This window comes from Geobacter sp. OR-1, from assembly GCF_000813145.1.
Classification (GTDB): Bacteria; Desulfobacterota; Desulfuromonadia; order Geobacterales; family DSM-12255; genus Geoanaerobacter.
On the sequence record NZ_BAZF01000002.1, the window covers coordinates 199,923 to 222,561 of the forward strand.

The following is a 22,639-nucleotide window of genomic DNA, read 5'->3' on the forward strand; positions in this document are numbered from 1 at the left end:
GGGAAGCCGACACACTGATGTTTCTTGAGTTTTCAAAATGTATCTCAATCTATCAGTTACCCCGCTCATCATATTGACATTCCATTGTTTTTATCGTATTTATGTTTCTAGGTGTCTTTAATTGATTCTCTATTTGCCAACTTCAAAACGGATGCAAAACGGATGCAAGGGGTCCAGCGACGATCAAAACGGATGCAAAACGGATGCACGAAAAAGGGTAAAAAATGAAGCAATTCACAGAAAGATTTCTCGCTTCAATCAAGCCGCAAGAGAAAAAATTTGTATTGAGAGAAGGACGAGGATTTGCACTGCAAGTTCTTCCCACCGGCACGAAGACATTCTTGTATATCTTTGAGCTGAATAAGCAAAAAGGGTATTATCAGCTAGGCAACTACCCCGCAATGTCCCTAGCTGACGCCCGGGTAGCATACAACGATGCATATAATTTAGTCAAGAAAGGCATCGATCCTCGCGAAGAAAAGAAAGCTGCTGCCGAAGAAAAAGCCAAGATAGCAATGGAAGCCGCACTGGAAGCAGAGGCTGCCACACGCGCAGCAGATCATTTGGAAAACTACTCCTTTGAAACTCTCACCCAAGAGGAGATTCCAGAGGACTTCGTCCCTACTACAGTTGAGCAGCTTGCTGCAGTTTGGTTTGTCGACTACTCTAAAGAGAACCATTCCAAACGATGGCAAGAAACCATTCTCAGTGCGATCAGAACGCACATCGTTCCTAACATCGGTAAGATGGAAATATCTTCAGTTCGACACAAACACGCACTATCCCTCATTCAACAAATTGCTGTCAACGTCCCGGGATCAGCTCGCAATACCATGAAGTTCTGTAGACAAATGTTTAAATATGCTTGTCGTCAGGAATGGGCTGAGATACAGCCATTCCATGAAATTACCGAATCGGTACCAAAAATTGCGCCGAAAGCCGATGAACGTCATCTTGATGATGACGAAATCGTGAAGGCTTGGCACGAAATCAGTAAATCATCAAGCTCGCGCGAAGTGAAACGTGCATTGAAATTGATTCTCGTGACAGCCCAGCGACCCGGCGAGGTGGCTCAAATACACCGAGATCAAATCAAAGATAAATGGTGGACAATCCCTGCTGAGGTCGCTGGCAAAAATGAACGAGAACACAGGGTATATTTGACTGATACAGCTCTCAAATTGATTGGGGATGGGAAAGGGCACATCTTCCCATCAGAGAGAGGAAAGCGAGGGCATATTTCAGAGAATGCGCTATCGCAGGCGATTAATCGAGGCTACTTGTCCGATGATATCGTGAAGGTCGTTGGCAATAGAAAAATTAAAGCACGAAAAGAGCCCTACTTCGGCATGAAACCCTGGTCACCCCACGACCTTAGACGAACTGCCCGCACAAATATGGCACGAGTCGGGGTATCAGATGAGGTTGGCGAGGAGGTAATGAACCACATAAAACCAGGTGTGGTCGGGGTGTACAACAAGTATCGTTATGATGAAGAGAAAAAAGTCGCACTCCAGAAATGGGAAGTTCTTCTCCTTGAAATACTGAAAACCAAACCAGAAAATACAAGTGATATTGTAAAATCAGATTAGTATCGATCTTCAGTACACAACACCTCTTCTTGACGAAATGTGGAAAATTGGTGTATTGCAGCTAGGATTCATCTCCCCTCTCCCTCCCCTAATGTGGGGGGAGGGGCTATATAGAATCACATACCTTTCCATCACTTATTTTTGATATTAACGGAGCAAGTATGACCAAGGCTGATATCATTGAACGAGTCGCTGAACAATGTGGAATTACAAAGAAAGATTCCGTAGACATGGTAGAATCGGTCTTCAGCATCATAAAATCCACCCTTGAATCCGGAGAGGAGATAAAAGTCTCTGGTTTCGGCAAATTTGAGGTAAGGGAAAAGCACGAGCGCAGGGGAAGGAACCCTCAAACAGGAGAAGCCATTATCATTGAAGCGCGGAGAATCCTATCATTTAAGCCGAGTACAATCCTCAAAGAATCACTAAACGGAAAATAGCAATTCGCACCCCGTCTTTCCTCACCAGATCTTCAAAGTTTAGACTCCATTTAGACCCCTCACAACCTGCCCCCCCTATAGATTATATACATGGGGGGATTCATGCGCTTTGCCATCCTGATACTGTTTCTGGGAGTTCAGGCTTTTTCGAAGGAAGCTGCATTTGGCTTCTGTTACGAGGAAGCAGGTAACAGGTACGGGATCTCGCCTCATCTCCTCTATGCAATCTCCAAGGGAGAAAGCAACTTTAATCCGTTCGCTGTAAATCATAATACCAACGGCAGCTACGACTACGGACTCATGCAGATCAACTCGTCATGGGAACCTGCATTACGGAAACTGGGAATCCCCTGGACCACCCTTGCCGATCCCTGCACCAATGTCATGGTCGGTTCCTGGGTGCTATCTCAATGCATCCGAGACTATGGCTACACCTGGTCAGCAGTCGGATGCTACAACTCGCGCACTCCGTCCAAGCGTGACCGTTATGCCGCCAGAATTGCCAGTATCGTGAAACAGGAACAAGCACACCTGAGAGTTGAACAGATTGCCAGCATCACAAATGTTTCAAGAATGACGCCTTGGGAGGAAGTCTTTGGCAATTCTTCCCGATGAAATCATCTCCGAAAGCGGGCTTGCGATGAGCGAGGCAATGGATGCGGTCGAAGTTGCCATTACCAGGACTCTGACCAGCGCCATCAGCACAAATGTCAGCGTCAGGGTCGACAAAAATCTGGAGATAGTGGCCTATCCGATTGGGAGCGGAGAACCGATCAAGATTTCCCTGGACAGCATCAATCGGAAATTGCGGAGACATCTCCTGCACCAAGTCGAACTGGAACTTCAATGCCGCAGAACCTTGAATGAGGCGGATCGGCTGAAGGCGTTGAGGGGAGTTTCCGCCCCCGGCGAAATAACCCGGATAGATGCTGATGGTGCGCTGTTCGTCTCCCTTGAGATTGCCGATTGCTACAGGCGTTTGATTTTTGCCGGTATCTGTCCGCCCCGTTTTCAGCCGTTTCACGAACGAGGACGTTACACCTACGGTAGCGTTAAGGAGTTCTACATTACAAGCGTCGTTCCGGTCATGGTCAACAGAAGATCGACCAAGGTCCGCATCCTGCTCAGCCGCACGTCAAGAGAACTACCACGCCTCTTGCTGCAAGAACGGAGTCGAGTGTCAGGAATCCGCTGTCTAAAGCGTATTCCGGGAGCCTACAGTTGCATCATGACACCGGCCAGAATACCCAAGGATGTCATCAATTCTGTCGGAAAGGAACTGGAAGAGCATCTGCATGTTTCCATTCTCAAAACATATCGCTAAGACGGCCGAGCCGATGACCAAACTGGGAACCGGCGTCAATTTGGGGCACCGAACCAGGATCGTTCCAATCGCCATTCCCGACTCCCATCGGAAACGGCATACATTTGTCTTCGGAACAACTGGTGTCGGAAAGACCCGTCTGTGTGAGAACTTGATCGAACAAGACATCCGCAAGGGGTATTCGGTGGTCTATTTCGATCCCAAGGGGGACCAACAGATCTTTACCAAGATCTACGAAGTCGCCAGAGATGCTAAACGTCTGGACGAGTTGATGCTCGTCACCCCCATCTTCCCCGAATACTCCGCAGTTGTCGACCCGATGGCCTTTTACTTCATGCCTGACGAACTGGTGGGGCATATCGTATCGGGCATCCTCGGCGGTCGGGAACCGTTCTACCGTAACATCGCCAAAGAGATCACAACCGCTGTCATATCTGCCTATATCATCCTGGCAAAAAAACATGGGAATCTGCCGATCATGAACATCGACACCATCCGGCAGCACATCAGGCGTGACTCCCTTGATGCCACCATGAAATCTTTACGCAGTATCGGCACTGCCGAGGCGGAACTGACGGCAGGCATGCTGGAGGATATCCTCAAATCTCCCATGGAATACTACGCCAAGGTTTCCTCAACGCTGCGAACCGCCCTGATGGAGCTTTCCTCTGGCAATATCGGCAAGATCATCGGTCAGGCCGATTCAAACCGATTCATCAAGAGACTTGAAGCTGGCGAACGGGTAATCCTGGTCGTTCATACCGGCGCCATGATTACTCGCGAGGCTTCTGCCACCCTCGGCAAGGTGCTCCTTTCAATGATCCAGTCCTTTGTGGGCCGAGTGTATCTCTCAAATCGACAGAAGGTTGACCCACCTCTTTCCATTTTCATCGACGAAGCACAGAGCCTGCTCTATCAGGGGGTAGAGGAGCTTTTCGCCAAGGCGGGCTCAGCTGATGTCATGGTTACCGCCTTCGCCCAGTCAGTGAACCAGATCTACGCCGTCATTGGTGAGGAGTTTGGCAAGAGCATCCTTGATAACACCAACACGAAGATCTTCATGCGCTGCTCCGATGCCGAGACCAGCGATTACGTGGTCAAACATTTCGGTGTGCAGAACGTACTTACCGGGATTTTCGGATCAAACCAGGTCACGACCCGCGAGGTCGAACAGGATATCCTCCGGGTACAGGATGTTCTTAGCCTGCTGCCACGTGAATTCTATTTGATGACCTATTCGGGCCGTTTCAAGGGAACCACTCTCGATGCCCGCAATCCCAAGATGAAAATCATCTTCCCATCAGCTCCGGCGGTTATCACCTCGATGATGTCTCCGTTCAAGTCAGACGAGAACGGCGCTCCATGAATATGCTTCTGTTCACTGTATCTGCTGCAGTCGGAATCGGCTTTGGCTACTATGGCTCCAGGAAGTGGATTCCTGTCGAAGAAACAGCAGAAGAAAGAACTGAGCATGCGGAAGTGGCAAGTTTGGCTGAGCTTAGTCATCTTTGGACTGATGATGAAATAGAGATCAAGGACGCCGCCTGTCTCTGGCGAGAACGCACCGCAAAACAGAGCCCTCAGCAGCCGAAGCCTGAATTCAGACATGACGAGATTGATCAATTCTTCACCGAAATGATCGAAGACAGGCCTTCAGTAAGCGGAGTACGGAAAACCCTGATCATCAAGATTCTCACTATGCTTGATGACGAGGGAGACTGCCCATCTGTGGTCAGGACACACAAGGATGAAGCAGAGCATATGTACTCGGATGACTCCTATGCCCTGCTGGCGACCGTTCCTCTCTATCGTCACACCCTAACAGTGACTCGAAACTTCATTGCTAAAGCCGACCAGGAAGCTCTGCTGGCAGACATGATCATCATCGCCCTGGCGCATGATATCGGCAAGATTCCGTCCTACCACGATGGCATGTACAGCAGTGGCGATCACCCGGTTATTGCGGGGCTTATCCTGAACAACATACCGGAATATATTTCTCTTCCCAACCGTGACGATATCCACAGAGCCATCACCGGGCACCATCTGCTGAAGAGCGACAATATCCTGACCGATGGACTCAAGCTGAGCGACCATGAAGCACGGCAAACTGAGTTGGCCGCACTCTATGCCGAAGCAAGGGAGCGGAGGAAAACTGACCAGGAAGCCCCCAGTGAACCGCCAATCACATCCCCAGTATCAGTAGGTTCCGGAGGGAAATCACATCATCCCACTGAAAAGCGGAATCATCCCCTAAAAAGCCTTGAGTCCAGTGAGAGGTTTTACCCAACCAAGGTGGACCTCCCTGAATGGTTCAATGCGGATGCCATTCTTGTTGCACTTAAAAAACGGATAAACGTGGTGGAATCGACTACGAAAGGTGAACAGTGGTCAGCGGTTTCCACCACTCAAGGACTGGTATTCGTCAACCCGGATGGCCTCTGGGCGACAATCAAGGAAGTGAGTGAAAATGACCCCAAGGTGCTTGCTTCAGAGGGATTTGAATCAGAGAAGCGGAACCTGCTGTTCACTGTCGTATCCGAACTGTCCAGGACCAGAGATGCAATTGCCACTCAGTACGTTGCAGACGGATACTATACAACACAAGTATCAATCATTACCGGAGGCGGCAAACGACTTCCCTACCTGCTGATACCCTTCACGGCTGAAGCCTTCGGAGAAAAGCCCTCAGTACTGGAGGAATTAAAGACTGCGCAGCTGAAACGAATGGTTAAAGAGATCAAGTTGAAACAAACCGAGGTGGAACAATGCGTAGGTCGCTGATGGTGTTGGCCATTCTCTCTCTGTCAGCAACAGCCAGCGCCAATTACTACAATGACACAGCCAAGGGCTGGTGGTGGTACCAGAAGGAACCGGAGAAGCCTGCCGGAAAACCGGAGCAAAAGAAGAAAATGCCGCGCAGTGTGCCATCTCTCAAAGACTACTCCTATGAGCAGATCTGGGAGATGCATCCGGACCAGTTTCAGGAATTTGCTGAAGCATTAAAGAAGAAGGCGGTCCAGAAGCCCAGCGAGGTGAACGTTAAGGAGTACTTCGAGGTCCAGGAGATTGCCCGCAAGAAGGCGCTGGCCTTCTCCAACGTAGCCCAGTTTGTTTGGCAGAAATACCCGGAATTGACGACCAAAAAGGATTATCCGATCACGACACCCGGTAACCTGGCTCGGATAGCCCAGATCAACGAAGAGCGGCAGCGTACGTTGCGAGACAACCGGGATGATTTTGCCCTGATCTATTTTCAGCGGCCTGATTGCAGCTATTGCGACGAGCAGTCCCGCATCCTGGACTGGTTCACCAACGAGACCGGTTGGACTGTTAAAAGAGTCAATACCAGCGAGAATCCTGGGTTTGCTGCCAAGTTCAATATAGAGATAACGCCGACTCTTGTTCTGATTCAAAAAGGAAATCAGGATTATCTGCCGGTTTCAGCGGGGGTCATCTCCGCAGACGAAATCGAAGATAAAGCATACCGGGCCGTCCGGCTCCTCAAGGGTGATATCTCTCCTGAAGAATATTCACTCTACGAATTCCAGAAAGGTGGGGCCTTCGACGTTAAAAAGCGCCGGCTCCAGAACCAAGAGACGAATCCATGAGGCTGGCCGTTCATCGGAAACAGAGAAATGAGGTGGCAGAGTGAAACGAACCGTAGCGACCAGAACCACCGCCGCATGTCTGGCTGCAACTATTGCCTTGAACCCGGTTCTCTCCTGGTCCGGCTGGGTCGATGACTGGGTGCAGCAGAAGAGTTCCACATCTCCCAGCTATTATGAAGGTTCCAAGCGGGGCTACTACACCGGCGGCAGTTTCTCAGCACGCTGGGCAAATACCGACGATCATCTGTTTACTGCCTCCCTGCCGAAACTGAAATCCGGCTGTGGTGGGATCGACATGTTCCTTGGTGGCTTCTCGTTCCTGAACGTGGATTATCTCGTGCAGAAGCTCCAGAACATCCTGTCGGCGGCTCCGGCGGCGGCTTTTGATATCGCCCTGAAGACCCTGGCTCCCCAGGTGGCTGATACTATCAAAACCCTCGAAGCCATAACCGACCGGCTGAACTCATTGCAGTTGAATGACTGTAAGGCCTCCAAGGCTCTGGTGGCAACCGCTTCCAGCCCGTTTTCGTCGATCATGTCCGACAGCCTGAAGGCGGAGATGAAAACAGCTCAGACTGACTTCATGGTATCGAGCGGCGCTAAGGATCTTTATCAGGACGTCAGCAAGCTGTTCGAGACCGAACAGAAGACCAATAGCGGTATCAAACCGGGTGTTCCCGGCACAACCCAGACTTCCGCTACCAGTGCCACCGCTGGTTGTCCAACAGAGGTACTTCAAGTCTTTGGTGACGGATCAGTTCTGGAAAATCTGGCTGACAAGAAAGGGATGAGCAGCGAGTACGTCAAACTGGTGCGCGGTTTCATCGGCGATGTGGTTATTCAGAACCCGGCAACGACCGGTACCACCTACCAGGCCCAATACATCCCCCCGTGTGACATGAATAACAGCTTCGATTCCTTCATCAGCGGTACTGCCCAGGGGCGGGATACCGCTGGGGCCTGTGCAGATATCACCGACGCAAACAAGAACCTGATGGTCTTTGTGGCCGGCAGGATGCAGTCAATTGCAGGTAAGATCAAATCAAAGACGGCGCTCACCCCTGATGAAGAGGCGTTTCTGAAAAGTACGCCACTTTCAGTCGGTTTGATCCTCAAGAATGCGACAGCTACCAATACCGAGGGAGAAGTTATCGGCAAACTTGCTGAACTGACTGCCCGAGCCTATGGCTACTACATGCTACTCGATCTGTTCGGTCGGGCGGCCCAGTTGCAGGAGATGGCCCGCAACATCCTGTCCAGTCAAAAAGGAAACAAGGCCGGGGCATCACCGGAAACCTGTCAGCTGGCGCTTCTTGGTGAAGGGATGCAGCATATCCAGACGTTAGAGGAAAAGACGCTCCAACTCCTGAGCGTTGCACAGCAGAGCTACGCCAATGCGGCATCGGAAATTAACGCAGTGGAGATGATCGTCCAAAATATGAAGAAGTTTGACGATACGGTTTTTTCAGAATTATCGGACCGCTTCGGTAAGGGGATCGCCCTGCGAGCAACAGGAAGAATTTAACAGCAACCATAAGGGAGGAATCATGTCTGACAACAAGAGAGACGCTGGCGGCAAAAAGGAATCAGGGAAGCAATCATGGCAGGATCGAAAACTGAAGAAGGTGGTCAGGGATGATATTGATGTTATCTCCCGGAAAACATTGGACCAGAGCGACTTCATCACCATGCTCAACACCCATGACAACGTCCTCTATCAATTTCGCATGAAGATGGGCCGCAACAGTAACATCACCTTTGAAAAAGCGCAGGAATTTATCGAACGGAGCCAGAAAATTCGAGAGGATATCAACCTGCTGAATGCTGAAATGTGTGAGTTGATGGATTGGGACTACACACCGCCCCGGGGATTTACAAATCCTATGGCAAAGAGTGCCGATGGAGAAAAAAAGGGGAGTAAAAAAACACCTAAGGATTTATCCGCAGCAAAAGCGATTGAGGGATCTGTTATTGAGTCACAGTAAGGCCGCTGAAATGAGTCTGGCTCAATAAGGGCCCACCACCAAGGAGTTAAAATCCTGACAACTTTATGGAGTGTAGCTTCCATGAAAACTATTGGGAATGTGTTACGCGATTATGTCCAGCAATCCATTTTTTGATAGCCCGTATAGAGTCGTAATTCGCGTCATCGCCCGGCACAAAACGGTCGATCATCATGCCTGCCAGGATCATTTTCCCTTCAGGCGTCTCATGCATGGACAGCAATAGCTTGAGTATCCGTTTCTTTGTTGCCTGGGGTAGATCCTTTCTCACCACAATAGGTGGAATGCCATAGGGTTCTGAGACATCAATGATGCGGGTCTTGGCAGTCAAATCTGGCTTGGTTTGAGCAGAATATTCCCAGATTAAACTATCGACTGCAGCTCCATCGACCAATTTTTCAGCCACTGTCATAATCGATTTGTCATGGCCATAGGAGTAGGAAACTTTGCTGAAAAACGACTCCGGCGTCTCCTTGCGACGGGCCAGCAAGTAGGATGGCACAATTTTCCCGGAATTGGACTTGGGATCGGTGAAGGCGAACGTTTTCCCGCGCAGATCATCGAGTTTTTGGGCTGGGCTATCTTTAGGCACAATAATGTATGAGTGATACACTGGCTTACCCTTAACGAGAGGCATGGCCAAAAGTTCCATTCCGAATTGGTCGTGACCCTCAACATAGGGACCGGCACAGACAAAAGCCATGTCTACACCACCCTCAGCAATCAATCTGTTCATCTCGGCATAATTTTCCCTATCCACGAGATTGACCGGGATCTGCAATTCTTTTGCGATGTAATCCTTCAATCGGCTGTAGTAGTAATATCCTTCTTTGGGGGTGATAAGTGCCCCCATACCAATGAGAAGTCCGGGGTTTGTACTCCTTGATTGTTCCATCAAAGGAGCCCGTTTCGTCAGATCGATTTCAGTCACATCAGATCGAGTGCAAGCGACAACGCCAATGGTAAAAAGAGGAACCATTATTATCGTTGCCAGCAACTTCAATATATCGTGAGAGTTTAAGAAATTGATGACCAATCCTCTTCATGGACGCTTAAATTGAGGGATAGAATGCTTTAATAACATCTAATATACTTTGAGAAATATACAAGTAGCCGAAATAAAATAGTCTTCATAAATAAAGCGGCCCGCCGGATAATTCAAACGGGCCGCTTTTCATTGTCAAATCGATCAGTTAACTGCCTAATAGCTTTTCCATTTACCCCTTGAACCAGGCAGCCATGCCGTTCAACTCATCTGCCAGCCGAGCCAGTTCCTGAGCCGCTCGATTAATCTCGCCGGTTGACGCTTCAGTCCTGCGGGTGATCTCCTCAATTTGTTCCATACTATTGGAGACCTCTGCTGCGGTTGCCGACTGCTCTTCTGCTGCAGTGGCAATGCGAGTCACCATGTCGGCACCCTGGCTGGATGCTTCAACAATACTTTCCAGAGCCCGGCTGGCCTCACCTGCATGGGCAACTCCTTCTTCCACCCTCTGTGTACCGCTTTCCATGGAATGAACTGACTGCTGCGTCTGTCCCTGGATCTCGCGAACCATGCCGCCGATTTCTGCAGTGGCTTCTGTCGTTCTCTCTGCAAGTCGACGAACCTCGTCAGCAACGACAGCGAAGCCGCGACCGGCGTCACCAGCCCGCGCTGCCTCAATGGCAGCGTTCAGAGCAAGCAAGTTGGTCTGATCGGCGATTTCGTTGATGGTGTTGACGATTTCGCCGATCTTTTCTGAACTGGCACCGAGTTGACTGATGCTTTCGGCTGTCTGGCGTACTGCCTGAGCAATTTCCTCCATGCCGTGTACCGTTTTTTCAACAGTCACCTTGCCGCCGGATGCGATACTCAAGGAGTTGCTGGTTGCTCCGGCTGCGCTATTGGCATTCTGTGCAACCTCATGAATAGTCTGGTTCATCTCGGTCATGGCGGTTGCTGCCTGCGCAACCTGAGTGGCCTGCTGCTGTGCTCCACGGTTAAGTTCTTCTGCTGTCTGAGTCAGGTCGCGTGAGTTCGATGCCAGATTACTGATGGCCTGACGCAGTCCACTGGTGATCTCACCAAGTCGTTCGGTTGCCTGGTTGAAATGAGCGGCAAGCAGACCGAACTCGTCTTTGCGTTGATCGTCGAGCCTGCTGCTGAAGTCTCCATCGCCGAACTTTGCTGCCATGTCAGAAAGTCCGCGAATCGGAGTGGTAATACTTCGTGCCAAGAAAATGCTCACAAGAATACCAAGGACCAGAACTGCCAGGCCAACTATGCTGACTGTGGCGATGTTGGATCGGAACACGGTGTTGACCGACTTCACGGCCTTGCTCTGTTCCTCCTGCGCCGAGGTCATCCCCTTTTTGCCTTCTTCGCGCTGTGCGGCGACGGTGCTCTTCAGCTTTTCATTGAGCGAAAGTGCTTTCTGGGTTACTTCATGGGAACGCTTGAGCTTTGCAATTACAGCATTCTCGGCAAAAAGCATCACTCGAATCTCCTGCAGACTCGAAGCTACTTGTCGCAGCTGACTAAGCTCCTGCCCCTTTCTGCCGGTTATCATCTTTTTCTGCAGAGCATCTGCCTGGCCGAACTTACGCTCAAGCTCTCCTTTCACGGTCGCGAGTTCCTGAGGATTCTCCGCATCGAAAAGCTCTTTGGTCAAACTCCCGATATCGCCGCCGAGCGCCACAAGATCGGAGTTCATTCCCATAACGTTGCTGGTCGACTCAGTGCCCTTCAGCGACTCATCAAACCGTTTGTTCTCGGAGGTGCTGGCATCTGCAGCCTTCTCCACCAGCTCGCCCATCAGAACGGCCATCTGTGACAGCTTCTGCATGGCTGCAGCATTGGTTTCGGTAAAGTGTTTCTTTAATTCGTCAGTAGGGGCGGCAATCAGCGAGTTCTTAGTCTCGATCAGACCTCCGGCGCCGGTTATCATCTTTGCTATGTCGTTCATGTTATCGATCAGCCCCTTCACGGCAGCCGAATCTTTTTCCGCCTTTGCCAGTGCGCCGGTCGTTACCCAACGGGAAGCGACAGTAAAGTGGCTCCGGGCCACGGTAACCCCTGCCTTGTTTTCTGCAGCGGCGATCTCAAGCAGCGAAATTTTCACATCATTAATTGCAGTCATAGCTGCCTGAGCGTTCTTGACCCGCTGACTGATCTGCTTGACGCTTTCATTCGATGTGTTGAGGTGCCCCATGGAGCCCTTCTGCTGCTTCTTCATGGCGCTGTCCAACTCTTTGAGTTTCTGGCCGATCTGCTGCAACTTCCCTTTCATCAGTACATCAGCCTTCTTTGCCTCGTCGCGGGATTTCAACTTCTCATCGACAATGGCAACCATATCAGTAGTGATCGCTGCCAGGTCATCCAGAAGTTTCTTCTCTCCACCTTCTGTGATGCTCCCCTTGAAGGAGGCGAGTTCTGACGAAAGTTTTTTTACATCGGCAAGAGTCTTGTCCAGTTCAGCACGCGCGGTTGCAAGTTCCTGGGGTGTTGTTGCGGCAGCCACCTTCAGCAGGTTCGAGGTATGCTCCTGAACCGCCCGCTGGAGTTCAATGGTCTTAAGTTGATAGGGGGTCGATTTCTCGGTCAATACCGACAACTTGCTCTGGACGAATTTCATGCCGGCAAGGCTGAATCCCGCAATAAGGATAATACCGACAATGGTTATGAGCATGTTCAGGTATAGTTTCGTTTTGATAGTCACGCGATCACCCCTATAAAAACCAGAAAATGGCAAGAGGGGATGTATTCATCCCCTCTTTGATGTTGTGCATGATAATCGATGTCGATTAGTCCTTGATGTACTTCTTGCCTTCGCCTGTGAAGAAGTCGAGCACTTTCTTTACTTTTGCGGACGGTTCGCCTTTGGTAATCAGCATCAGTGGCCTGCTGATGTCAGGGGTGTCAACAATTTTCACTTTTTCCTTGTTGCCCGGCAGGTTAATAAACCCCATGCTGACCGCACCGATAGCTTCCGGAAGTTGTCCTACGTTGTCGATCTCTTCACGAGTGGTCTTAACCTCGATAGCACCATCAACATACTTGGCATTATCCATCATCATCTTGGCAAAAACCTTGCGGGTTGCGGAACCGGAGTGTGATGTTACGACAATGACAGCCTGATCAGGGCCGCCAACGGCTTTCCAGTTGTCAATTGTGCCGGTGTGGAGTCCCTTGAGTTGATCTTTGGATAGTTTGGTGACAGCGTTAGCCGGGTTAACGATGACCTTGATAACGTCCGTGGTTATTACATTCGGTTTGAGATCAGCCGGCGCATCTTTACCTGTAGCAGCCTTCATGCTGGAAATAGCGTCGGCCATTTCCTCGGATGCCATGGAGGCATCGGCCTTGCCAGAGACAAGGTCTTCCAGACCATTGCCGGTGCCGTTCCCCACCAGTTCAAGATCAATTCCTGTGGCTTTCTTCAGCGCATCCTTGCCTGGCTCGAATATCCGCTTCTGGCAGGTGGTGGAGCCGTGGAGTTTGACTGTTTCAGCCTGAGCGACCGAGATCATGCCGGTCATCATGGTGATGCTCAGCAGTGCGATTAACTGTTTTTTCATCCGTAATCCTCCTTTGGGTATCTGATGTGGTGCTTATCGGTTGAGAACTCTATCCGCTTGAGCAGATTATAGTTTCTCCAATAAAAACGGGCCTCCGTTACCGGAAGCCCGCAATATAATCAATAATTTTCACTTCAGTAGTTACACTTTGACCAACTTAACCTTGGTGTCATAAAACGACACGCTCCCACCCACTTTGTCGATCATGCAGGTGTTTTTCAAATGTGGATCGATCCACATGGCGGCGTTGGCATGAATGCCGGCCGCACGACGTTTGTCACCTTTGATGACTTTACCGTCGATGGTCACGTCACCGGCGCCGGTGGCCCAGTGGCCATGTCCCAAGGTAAAGGTGATGACCCCGGGGCGGATGGTTTCGGTGACTTTCACTTTACCAATCATTGCTTTCTTGTTGCCGTTGCCCAGGTCCCATTCGCCCGACAGGTTGGTGGCCGAAACAACCTTGACCTTGTCACCGGTTTTTACCCCAAGCTTCTTGGCATCACTGGTGTGAATGACAATTTCGTTCTCAGGCAACAGGTTGGTCAGATACGGAGCGGAAATGGTGCGTGACTTGGTCATTCTTATGTCGCGCTGTGTAACCATCTGCAGATCATAACCTGCACTGAGTTCGGTCGGCTCTTTACCCAGAGTGTTGACGATCGGCGTGTAACGGGCCATGCCGTAGTACGGCTTGCCAGTGAACGCATCTTTACACTTGGCGGTTTTCTCCTGATACATGTTGATCAGCTTGCCATACTTGTTGGCGACATGGTCGCCCTTGTAGCTCTCTTCCTGGGTAGCGAAGCGACCGCCACGGTTGAGCACGGTCACTACCTTGGGCCAGGCCGCGCCAGCGATCTGCTTCCAGCGCTCAGCATCGAACACGTTCTTCGGCAGGTGTTGCCGGCTTTTCAGGAACAGATCGATTTCGGCCTGGCTGGCATCGGCCACCGGGTCTTTGCCGTCGGTGGCAATGTTAGCCACCATGCGGATATAGAGGTCATCGGGCCGGTTGAAGGCTTGGCCTTCGCCGAATCCCTTAGGGCCGAAGCCGGGAAGATTCAGCTTCTCGGCCAGGGCCAGCCAGACAGTCTCATAGGAGATCGGCTGCTGCTCGCCGAAAACGGTAACAATCTCATTCGGTGAGGCAATGACCGGCTGGCGCACCGGCTGCACCTTGACCGGCATATTAGGGTGGGAACCATGGAATTCCCAACGCTCCAGATAGTGAAGGTCGGGGAAGATATAGTCAGCATACATCGATGTGGAACCGACCAGGATGTCACTGGCGAAGTAGAGCGGCAGTTTATCCAGATTCTCCAGGGCATGGATGTTGGTCTGGCCGGCAGGTAGTGAGTAGGTCGGTGCGGCCATGTAGCTGAAGAGCACCTTGGTCTGGTACGGATAGGCGTCTTCGCACGAGGGAATGATTTCTTCATAGACATCTGACGAAAGCGGCCACCAGTTACGCTTGGCCGGGTAGGATTCTTTCCCCTTGAACAGGGTCGATTCCTCAAACTTGGCGTCATGACGAATGATGGAGAGACCGAACGGTTTGCCCGCCTTGGGGGTAATCTTCTTGAAGCTGAACGGCTGCTTGTCGGTCTTGGTGCCATCGGTATTCCACGCAGACAGGGCGATCATGCCGCCGGCCCAGTCGAAGTTGCCAATCAACAGGTTCAGGTTCATCAGAGATGAGATGTTGTAGAAACCGTTGGTATGCTGGGCCGGTCCGCGGTGCATGTCCACGCACGCCTTTTTGCCGTGGGAGGTGAACTCTTTGGCCACTGCCTCAATGGTAGCGGCATCGCTGCCGCAGATCTCGGCGTACTGAGCGATGTTTTTTTCCTGGGCTGCCTCCAGCATGAGCTGCAGACCGGACTTCACCTTTACCGGCTTCCCGTCCTTATCCTTCAGTTCAGCGGTGACGAACAGCTCGCCTTTGACCACGTTTTTCTCGTCGTTGGGATCGAATGCTACCGGCTTGCCATCCACCATCGCCACCAAGTATTCGAAGTTGAACTCCTTGCCGTCCTTGTCCTTGCGTGTTTCTTTATCCTTTAAACCTATTTCCGAGGCACGCAGGAAGGCTCCCGGCATTCCCTTGTCATCCAGCTTCACCAGCCAGGCGCTGTTGGTCCAGGTGCTTTCCTTGTCGGTGGCAGCAGCTGCCTTGTTGGCATTGGCGAGGAATTTGGCGTCATAGCGCTTGTTTTCCAGAATCCAGCGGGTCATGCCCATAGCAAAGGCCGCATCGGTGCCAGGTTTGACCGGCACCCAGCGCTGGGCCTTGGCGGCCATCTTGGTGAAGCGGGGATCAATGACCGTGACCTTGAGCTTGCCGGAAGCAATTTGCGGCAGGGTCCGGGGGTTGCGGTTGGAGGGACCGTAATTGCCGTCGATCAGGTTGGCGCCGACAAAGATGACGTACTCGGAGTTGGCGGTGTCTGCCTGCCAGTAAAATTTCTGGCCATCCTTAAAGGTGTCGCCCACATACTGCTCGGAAAGCGCCTTGCAGGCAAAGTAGAGGGAGCCCTGACAGACGGTGGTGTGGCCATGGCCGTTGACCGTGCCGAAGATCTCGTAGAAGCGCTTGGAGAAGTCGGCGCGCCCCCCCTTCTTGCGGCCCCACATGTAGACGAACTGGTTGTTCTTTGGTCCGAAGTCGGGATGATCGGGATCAATCAGTTTGTCCAGGTTTGTGGCATGCTTGACCTTGAACTCGGCAATGGCCTTGGCCTTATCCTCCGGAGTTTTCTTCTTGCGGAGCGCAGCTACATCCTTGCCCATTTCATCATAGACCTTGGGGTCTGTTAGTGCATATAGCTCTTTCAGTCCGGTAACCTGACGATTTTCTTCACCAGCTATATGCTTGAACAACAGGCCACCATTGACGATTTCGCTGATGGCCTGGTCAAAGGGTACCGTCTGCCACTTTCCATCGCCTCGCTTGCCGGCCCGCTTGAGGACCTTTCGGATACGATAAGGGTCGTAAGCACCCTGATGCCCGGACTGTCCCTTGGGGCAGATGGCGCCATCTACCTTGACCGCTTTGTCCGTGGACTCGCTCATTGGAAGATGCGGGAACAGGGTGAAGGGGTTGTAGGGGTTGCCGTCGATTTTGACCGCCACACCCTGAAGAATCTTGACCTTGATGCCGCAACCGGTGTTGCAGTTCAGGCATACGGTGTAGAGGGTATTTTCGGCTTTCATCAACTCATAGGCTTCGGCTTGTGTGATTTCACCGGCTTCTACTCTGGAGATCAGCATTCGGGCAAAATCCATCTGTGATGCAACCAGGGCACCGCAACCGGCCAAAGCCGATTTCTGAAGGAAGTCACGGCGGGAAATCCCCTTTTTATTGTTCTGGTCATTATTTTCCATAGAGCACCTCCAGCTTCTCATTGGCAATATAGTAAACCCGAGGCGCTGTTCCCTTGCCCGGCTTGAGGATCTGTATCTTGTTGGCTTTCTTCACTTGGGCAATCAGGCTCTGTGGATCGCTTTCATCGCCGAAATAACCGGCCCGGCAGATGCAGGTGCTGACGCACATGGGGAGCTGCCCTGCGGCCAGGCGATGCATGCAGAAATGACATTTACGGGCATTACCAATGGGGCTGTTGTCTTTGACGCGGGGGGTGGCCTGGCCATACTCGAAAGCCGGCATTGTCTCATACTTCATCAGTTCCGGCGTTCCTTCGGTATGGAATTTACCTTTATCAATGGTTCGCGCTGCATACGGGCAGGCCGGTACACATTTGCCGCAACCGATGCACTTTGCATAGTTGATAGGCACGATGCCTGCGCCGATCCCTTTGGTCTCTTTCCATGTTGCTCCATCAGGACCTTTCACCGGACAGGCCGACACGCAGGGAGGCTTGTCGCACTGCATACAGGGGCGGGAAATCCAGGTGCGAGATGGTGTGGGGTACGTTCCCTGCTCGTAATCGAACACAGGACGGTACCAGAGGTCAGGCGGCAGTTTGTTTTCCGAGGCACAACCAACGGTACAGGCCCGGCACCCGGTGCAGCGGCGTGCGTCAATGAGCATTGCCCAACGGCGCTTGTCAGCAGGCTTTTTCAGGGCTCGCTCAAGGTCTTCCTGCATGGTAAGCAGAATATCTTTTTCCATCGAATCCTCCTATTTTTTATGGCACTTAGCGCAGTCGCCTTTTACACCGAAAGCAGTCTTGCCATTATGGCAGGAGCCGCATGATTTCCCTTTCTGCATCTCTTTCATGGTGACCTTCTTGTGTTGTTTGACATTGGTATAGAGCTTATCGTGACACTGGGCGCATTCAACTCCCATTTCGCTCACATGTGCATCGTGACTAAACTGCACACCGCCCCCTTTGTTCTTTAAGGCAATGTCGCCGCCACCGACGACGGCCAGCGCCGGAGTTGCCGCCAGCAGCATGGTGATAACAATCAAATGTCTCATCACGATCTCCTCCATTGAGATAAATTTTGAAGCATTATATCTGCATCTACGGATTTATCAAGTAAGTTATCTTGACCTGATCTATGGACTGCTTTATAGTTTCTTTTCATGAAACATCTTGCCCAAACATTTAAAGCCCTGTCCGATCCGACCCGTCTACGAATCATTCTGTTACTTCAGGCGGAAGGTGAGTTGTGCGTCTGCGACCTGATGGCCGTACTCAAACTACCGCAGTCAACGGTATCCCGACATCTGGCTTACCTCAAGCGGAGCTGCTGGGTTGATATCCGCCGTGAAGGGGTCTGGATGCATTACACTCTCAGCAAAGAAAGCTGCGCTGTCTGCAATGAAATTCTGTTAACCCTCAAACAGCACACCGGCAATCTTCCCGAGGCAATATCTGACAACAATTCAATGACTTCTTTATTGAAAAACAAACCCGAAGGCTGTTCATAATTTTCTGCTGTTATTTTTCCGCTTGATATATCCGTAAATGCGGATATAATCTTTTCCATGAAACAACGCATTCTTTTTCTCTGCACTCACAATTCCTGCCGCTCCCAGATGGCCGAAGGTCTGGTCAATTACTACCTAGGTGACCGCTTCCAGGCTTTCTCGGCAGGGACCGAGGCGACACAGGTCAACCCGCTGGCCATTCGGGTGTTGGCTGAACTCGGCATCGACATCACGCACCACTCTTCCAAAATCCTTACCGAGTTTGACGGCCAACCATTCGACTATGTTATCACTCTCTGCGGCGACGCCAACGAAAAGTGTCCACTCTTTTTCGGCGGGGTGGAGCGCATCCATTTGGGCTTCTCCGATCCGTCCAGAGCTACTGGCAGCGACGAAGAGGTTTTGCAGGAGTTTCGTCGCGTGAGGGATGGAATCAAAACGAAGCTGCTGGATTTTTTCAGCTCGGATAAATAATCCACTATTCAGGAGGCGCTTGACGATGAGTGACAAGAAAATGAGTTTTTTCGACCGCTATCTAACTATTTGGGTAGCCATCTGCATGGTTGTCGGTGTGGCCTTAGGCAAGTTGATGCCTTCAGCCGTTGCTTCTTTGCGAGGGCTTGAATTTGGAGAGGGCTCTCAGATCAATATCCCGATTGCCGTCCTGATCTGGCTGATGGTTTACCCGATGATGCTCAAGGTCGATTTCAGCTCGGTAGTTAATGCCGGGAAGAACCCGAAGGGGCTGTTCGTGACCCTGTTCATCAACTGGATCGTCAAGCCTTTCAGCATGGCTTTTTTCGGTTATGTATTCTTCCGAGTGGTATTCAGTTCATGGATTTCGCCAGCCGAGGCTGACCAGTACATCGCCGGTTCCATAATCCTGGCGGCTGCCCCCTGCACTGCCATGGTCTTTGTCTGGAGCTACCTGACCGACGGTGATCCCGGCTACACTCTGGTGCAAGTCTCGGTGAATGACCTGCTGATGCTGGTTTTCTTTGCGCCAATCGTCAAATTCCTGGTCGCCGGCGCATCTAATCTCGTCGTTCCCTTTGGTGTACTCTTTACCTCGGTGCTGGTCTTTATCGTTATTCCACTGGTAGCCGGGGTCGTGACCCGCAGCCTACTCATAAAATCAAAGGGGGACGATTGGTTTACAGGCGTATTTCTTCCGAAACTCCACCCAATCGCGATTAGCGCTCTGCTGGCGACACTGGTTCTGATCTTCGCCTTCCAAGCCGACAACATAACCGGTCGCCTTTTCCACGTGCTGCTTATTGCTGTACCGATCACCATACAGGTCTATTTCAACTCATCCTTCGCATATGGCCTGATGAAGTGGCTTAAACTCCCCTACAACATTGCAGCACCCGGAGCGCTCATCGGTGCCAGCAACTTCTTTGAACTGGCGGTTGCTGTAGCAATTACCCTGTTCGGACCGGAATCTGGCGCTGCCCTTGCCTGCGTGGTCGGGGTTCTGGTCGAAGTCCCGGTTATGCTTTCGGTCGTCACCATTTGCAATCGTACCCGTCACTGGTTCCCGCAACCAGCATTCAAAGGAGGAAGCAATGTTTAAGAGAGCCCTTATTTGTATGGAATTCGACTCCGACTTCTCGGAAGTTGGAACGTGCCTCAGCGGTCTACTTAATCTGGGTGTAAAGGAGTGTCTAGTTGTGCAGTTTCTTTCCTACAGCGAAGCTGTCAACGCCAGTTTCAGTTATTCAACTAACCACTTACAGAAAAACGTCGAGAAGATGAGGCTTGCGCTTGAAAAATCAGGATTCGCCGCCGAAGCGAAAACCCTTGCGGGAAGGTCACCACGAGAAGTCTATCGGCTGGCTCAGGAGTATGGTTGCGATCTTGTCGTTGTTGAGGGGCGTTATGACAGCCTTAGCGGCGAAATGCTGGCCGGCGGAATTGCCGGTTCAGTCATCCACAACCAGATCTTGCCGACACTGGTGCTGCGTGTTGAGGTTTCCGAAGAGCAAGGAACTCCGTGTGCGCGAATCAAGCTCTGCAACTTTACGGGTCATGCCCTTTTCCCTACCGATTTTTCACAGAACGCCGATATTGCCTTTGCCGAACTTGAAAAGCTGGCTGAGCGCGGACTAAGTCGAGTAACACTGGTACATGTTATGGATAAGGTCAGGCTTGAACCCCACCTTAAAGACAGAATCGATGAGTTCAGAGCACTTGACCAGCAGCGCTTGGATTCACTTGAGCAGAGACTCCGTGAAAAGGGAGTAACCACCGTTGATATTCAAATACGCTACGGCAACCCTACTGTTGAAATTCTTAATGCGGTGCGAGAAACAGATGCGGCATTGATTGTCATGGGAAGTCAGGGGCGTGGGTTTGTCAGCGAACTTTTCCTGGGGAGCATCAGCCACAACATTATCCGACAAAGTAAGACGCCGATACTACTCGTTCCGCTCCCTGACCACATAGCAAAGACCTGAAAGACAGCGAGGCAAACTATGTTCAAAAAGATCATGCTCTGTATTGACTTGTCTCCAGCATCCGAAAGCCTTGTCGGGTGCGTCAGCGAAATGAAAAAGCTGGGGCTGGAGGAAGTAATCCTTATCCATGTGATCTACGTGGCGAATACCCCAGGTCTGGAAGTCATGCTCGAAGAGGAAGCCCGGCCTTTTCTGGAACGGCACAAGGCCTCGCTGGAAGCCCGCGGCTTCAAGGTTACGACGGAAATGCCATTCGGTCTTCCTGCCCATGCCCTTGCAGATGCCGCGGAGAAGCACGACGTTTCCCTGGTCGTAATAGGCTCTCACGGTCGCGGCATCATGGGCGAGGCTATTCTCGGAAGCGTCTCGACCAAACTGCTTCGCCTGACACGGCGCCCGGTTCTTCTTGTTCGCCTAGCCATTATGGATAACGAACGATGCCTCACCGTTTGTCGAAGTCTCTTCGATAACATTCTCTTCCCCACCGACTTCTCCGAGGGTGCGGAACGGGTAATTCCTTATCTCTGCAAGATCACTTCAGAAATGAAGTCGCCTGTTACTATCTTTCATGTGATTGCAGAAACTGAGATCGATCCGGCCAAGAAGGAGCAGCGAGAGGATACCGAGCGTTTTCTGCTTGATGCGAAACGGCAACGGATTTTAAAGGGGTGCGGATCGGGTAATGCTTCTGAACCTGCTTCGGGTGAAGTTACCGAAAATAGTTGCGAGAGCATACAAGGCATTTCAGTTGAACTCGCTTGGGGTAACCCCGGTCAGCAAATATGCACGAAAGCAATAGAAGGGATATTTTCCGTAGTCATCATGGGGAGCGGCGGCAAAGGGGTCACCAAAGAGTTTTTTCTAGGCAGCATAGCCAAAGAGGTAGCCCGCCATGCCGACGTACCGGTGATATTCATACCGGAAGCATTGAAATAACAAATCGAGCAGGATGCGATTCCGGATTGCCATGAGGTGACCACAAGGGGATTGCCATGGAATCTACCGTAATTATTGCAACTGGCTTAGCCGTGCTGGCAATTGTGTCAGGGATGTTGGGCCTTGGTGTCGCCTTCGCGGCCATCCCCTTTCTCGGGCTCTTCCTCCCCGACCTTGTCAATCAGGTGCAGCCGTTGAGTCTGCTCCTGAACGGGGTGACCGCCCTTTTCTCAGTATTCGGCTTTGCCAAGAGCGGTAACATTGTCTGGAAAAAAGCCGTAATCCTGGCTGTTATCACCACGGTCATCGCGCCGCTCGGTTCGTGGGGTGCCCATTTCATCAACCAGACCGTTATTTGGGTCATTTATTTTGTCTCGGTTGCCTATCTTGCCTACCGAATGTTCCGGCCGATTCAGGAGCGAGAGTGTTGCACTGAAAACTTCGAGCTTGTTCTGATACTGGCGGTTCCCATATCGGTATTGAGTGGTTTCCTCGGGGTGGGACCCGGTTTCCTGCTCATGCCGACTTTGATGATCGCGGGATTCAATGCAAAGAAGGCTGCAGGGATTAATGCTCTGGCAGTGACGCCACCTTCATTTTCCGCACTGATTCCCCATATGGCAACCGCACAGTTCGACCCGGCGCTGACCGGCATTCTACTGCTGGTTGGAGCGATTGGCTCATTCGTAGGTGCTCGAATCACCAGCCTCTACATGCCGAGCGCCAGGATAAAGCAGATTTTCGGTGTCCTGATCGTCGTCATGACCTTGTATAAAATCTCAACCCTTTTGCGGTAGGGATGTATGGAGCAAGATGT

21 protein-coding genes are annotated in these 22,639 nt (G+C 51.3%); 15 read left to right on the forward strand and 6 right to left on the reverse strand.

Going from position 1 to position 22,639, the window contains the following annotated elements; all coding sequences use genetic code 11:
* Positions 1 to 224: 224 nt before the first annotated feature.
* From OR1_RS02635 to OR1_RS02675, 9 genes are all read left to right on the forward strand, one after another.
* Positions 225 to 1,592, forward strand: coding sequence for a site-specific integrase (locus tag OR1_RS02635; RefSeq protein ID WP_041969772.1), 1,368 nt, complete (start codon positions 225 to 227; stop codon positions 1,590 to 1,592).
* A 161-nt stretch (positions 1,593 to 1,753) separates the two neighbouring features.
* Entirely contained in the window at positions 1,754 to 2,032 is a 279-nt protein-coding gene (locus OR1_RS02640; RefSeq protein WP_041969773.1) for an integration host factor subunit alpha, read from the forward strand.
* Positions 2,033 to 2,134: 102 nt separating this feature from the next.
* Positions 2,135 to 2,647: a lytic transglycosylase domain-containing protein gene (locus OR1_RS02645; RefSeq protein ID WP_052440213.1), complete on the forward strand. Its 513-nt coding sequence runs from the start codon at positions 2,135 to 2,137 to the stop codon at positions 2,645 to 2,647.
* Positions 2,628 to 3,356, forward strand: a complete 729-nt coding sequence (locus tag OR1_RS02650) for a hypothetical protein (protein ID WP_052440214.1) — start codon at positions 2,628 to 2,630, stop codon at positions 3,354 to 3,356. Before OR1_RS02645 ends, OR1_RS02650 begins: the two co-directional genes overlap by 20 nt.
* Positions 3,328 to 4,722: a type IV secretory system conjugative DNA transfer family protein gene (locus OR1_RS02655; protein ID WP_041969775.1), complete on the forward strand. Its 1,395-nt coding sequence runs from the start codon at positions 3,328 to 3,330 to the stop codon at positions 4,720 to 4,722. Before OR1_RS02650 ends, OR1_RS02655 begins: the two co-directional genes overlap by 29 nt.
* Positions 4,719 to 6,140, forward strand: coding sequence for a hypothetical protein (locus OR1_RS02660; protein ID WP_052440215.1), 1,422 nt, complete (start codon positions 4,719 to 4,721; stop codon positions 6,138 to 6,140). Before OR1_RS02655 ends, OR1_RS02660 begins: the two co-directional genes overlap by 4 nt.
* Positions 6,125 to 6,967 (forward strand): conjugal transfer protein TraF, encoded by an 843-nt coding sequence (locus OR1_RS02665; protein ID WP_041969776.1) that lies wholly within the window; start codon positions 6,125 to 6,127, stop codon positions 6,965 to 6,967. Before OR1_RS02660 ends, OR1_RS02665 begins: the two co-directional genes overlap by 16 nt.
* A 40-nt stretch (positions 6,968 to 7,007) precedes the next feature.
* Positions 7,008 to 8,492 carry a conjugal transfer protein TraH gene (locus OR1_RS02670; protein WP_041969777.1) on the forward strand — a complete coding sequence of 495 codons (1,485 nt, stop codon included), beginning with the start codon at positions 7,008 to 7,010 and terminating at the stop codon, positions 8,490 to 8,492.
* Between the two features lie 22 nt (positions 8,493 to 8,514).
* A complete protein-coding gene (locus tag OR1_RS02675) occupies positions 8,515 to 8,952 on the forward strand; it encodes a hypothetical protein (protein ID WP_052440216.1) in 438 nt (145 codons plus the stop codon).
* Positions 8,953 to 9,040: 88 nt separating this feature from the next.
* Here OR1_RS02675 and phnD read toward each other — a convergent pair whose 3' ends face one another.
* The 6 genes from phnD to OR1_RS02705 all read right to left on the reverse strand — a co-directional run bounded on the left by phnD (position 9,041) and on the right by OR1_RS02705 (position 17,971).
* The gene (phnD, locus tag OR1_RS02680) at positions 9,041 to 10,006 is read right to left on the reverse strand and encodes a phosphate/phosphite/phosphonate ABC transporter substrate-binding protein (protein ID WP_237754205.1); all 966 of its coding nucleotides are present in this window, start codon (positions 10,004 to 10,006) and stop codon (positions 9,041 to 9,043) included.
* A gap of 181 nt (positions 10,007 to 10,187) precedes the next feature.
* Positions 10,188 to 12,668, reverse strand: a complete 2,481-nt coding sequence (locus OR1_RS02685) for a methyl-accepting chemotaxis protein (RefSeq protein WP_041969778.1) — start codon at positions 12,666 to 12,668, stop codon at positions 10,188 to 10,190.
* An 85-nt stretch (positions 12,669 to 12,753) separates the two neighbouring features.
* Entirely contained in the window at positions 12,754 to 13,527 is a 774-nt protein-coding gene (locus OR1_RS02690) for a substrate-binding domain-containing protein (protein ID WP_041969780.1), read from the reverse strand.
* A gap of 141 nt (positions 13,528 to 13,668) precedes the next feature.
* Positions 13,669 to 16,914, reverse strand: coding sequence for a molybdopterin-dependent oxidoreductase (locus OR1_RS02695; protein ID WP_041969781.1), 3,246 nt, complete (start codon positions 16,912 to 16,914; stop codon positions 13,669 to 13,671).
* Entirely contained in the window at positions 16,904 to 17,662 is a 759-nt protein-coding gene (locus tag OR1_RS02700; RefSeq protein WP_041969782.1) for a 4Fe-4S dicluster domain-containing protein, read from the reverse strand. Before OR1_RS02700 ends, OR1_RS02695 begins: the two co-directional genes overlap by 11 nt.
* 9 nt (positions 17,663 to 17,671) lie before the next feature.
* Entirely contained in the window at positions 17,672 to 17,971 is a 300-nt protein-coding gene (locus OR1_RS02705; RefSeq protein WP_041969784.1) for a cytochrome c3 family protein, read from the reverse strand.
* Between the two features lie 108 nt (positions 17,972 to 18,079).
* Between OR1_RS02705 and OR1_RS02710 the strand changes: the two genes are divergently transcribed.
* Genes OR1_RS02710 through OR1_RS02735 form a run of 6 tightly spaced genes read left to right on the forward strand, consistent with a single transcriptional unit; the run spans position 18,080 to position 22,619 of the window.
* A complete protein-coding gene (locus OR1_RS02710) occupies positions 18,080 to 18,427 on the forward strand; it encodes a metalloregulator ArsR/SmtB family transcription factor (protein ID WP_041969785.1) in 348 nt (115 codons plus the stop codon).
* 57 nt (positions 18,428 to 18,484) lie between these two features.
* A complete protein-coding gene (locus OR1_RS02715) occupies positions 18,485 to 18,901 on the forward strand; it encodes an arsenate reductase ArsC (RefSeq protein WP_041969786.1) in 417 nt (138 codons plus the stop codon).
* Between the two features lie 25 nt (positions 18,902 to 18,926).
* Positions 18,927 to 20,003, forward strand: coding sequence for an ACR3 family arsenite efflux transporter (arsB, locus tag OR1_RS02720; protein WP_041969788.1), 1,077 nt, complete (start codon positions 18,927 to 18,929; stop codon positions 20,001 to 20,003).
* Positions 19,996 to 20,886 carry a universal stress protein gene (locus OR1_RS02725; RefSeq protein ID WP_041969789.1) on the forward strand — a complete coding sequence of 297 codons (891 nt, stop codon included), beginning with the start codon at positions 19,996 to 19,998 and terminating at the stop codon, positions 20,884 to 20,886. Before arsB ends, OR1_RS02725 begins: the two co-directional genes overlap by 8 nt.
* Positions 20,887 to 20,904: 18 nt before the next feature.
* Positions 20,905 to 21,822: a universal stress protein gene (locus tag OR1_RS02730; RefSeq protein WP_041969790.1), complete on the forward strand. Its 918-nt coding sequence runs from the start codon at positions 20,905 to 20,907 to the stop codon at positions 21,820 to 21,822.
* Positions 21,823 to 21,878: 56 nt separating this feature from the next.
* Positions 21,879 to 22,619, forward strand: coding sequence for a sulfite exporter TauE/SafE family protein (locus tag OR1_RS02735; protein ID WP_041969791.1), 741 nt, complete (start codon positions 21,879 to 21,881; stop codon positions 22,617 to 22,619).
* Positions 22,620 to 22,639: the final 20 nt, after the last annotated feature.